At 46.6% G+C, this 849-nt stretch carries 1 protein-coding gene; it reads left to right on the top strand.

Going from position 1 to position 849, the window contains the following annotated elements; all coding sequences use genetic code 11:
- Positions 1–59: 59 nt before the first annotated feature.
- Positions 60–849, top strand: a 790-nt coding sequence (locus A3738_RS06645; protein WP_197473646.1) for a PQQ-binding-like beta-propeller repeat protein, incomplete at its 3' end; no start/stop codon positions are given.

The raw sequence follows: 849 nt of genomic DNA, 5'->3' as shown, positions 1-849 counted from the left end.
AAATTGTCTGACTTGGGTGTGGACACACAGAGCCTTTAGTCACCTTCATGGATCATAGTATGACAAAGAGACTTATACAGTGTCTTGGCTTGAGCGCGGTTTTTACCGCGCTTTTTGCTTGTAGTTCTGACACTGGAAACATTCCTACAGAATTAACACGTATTGAAAACCCGATTTCTGTTGATAAAGCGTGGGACGCTGATGCAGGTTCTGGTGATGATGAATTACAACTACAGCTAGAGCCCTTCGTTAGTGGGCCCAGCGTATTCACAATCGACATAGATGGTGAATTACAATCTCGCTCCACAGAAACTGGTCGTTTAGAGTGGGAAGTAGATTTAGATCGCAGGGTTAGTGGCGGTGTGTCGGGAGATAGTCGCCAGCTCTATGTGAGTACGTTCCAAGGGCAACTTATTGCTTTATCTCGTAGCAATGGCCAAGAATTGTGGCAAGCGCGATTAAGTTCAGAAGCACTGAGTGTTGTAGCAAGCGACGGGTCTACGGTAGTTGTGCATGCCAGCGATGGGAAGGTATTTGGGATTAACGCTGATACTGGAGCACAAAGGTGGCGTTATGATAGCGATACGCCAGTTCTTTCTCTGCGCGGCACATCTTCTCCTTTAATTAGCGGTGACTCAGTATATGTGGGTCTCGCTAATGGGGCCTTGATCGGTATTGCGATTGATTCGGGTCGTAAGCAATGGTCTGTTAACTTGGGAACACCAAGCGGACGCACTGAGCTTGAACGTCTAGTAGATGTCGATGGAACTTTTGTCTTAAGCGGAAGAACACTTTATGCAACCGCTTATCAAGGCGACTTGAAAGCCATCAGTCTTACTACTGGTGAAA

It is taken from the genome of Oleiphilus sp. HI0066, from assembly GCF_001635725.1.
This window is presented reverse-complemented; position numbering and strand designations above follow the sequence as displayed.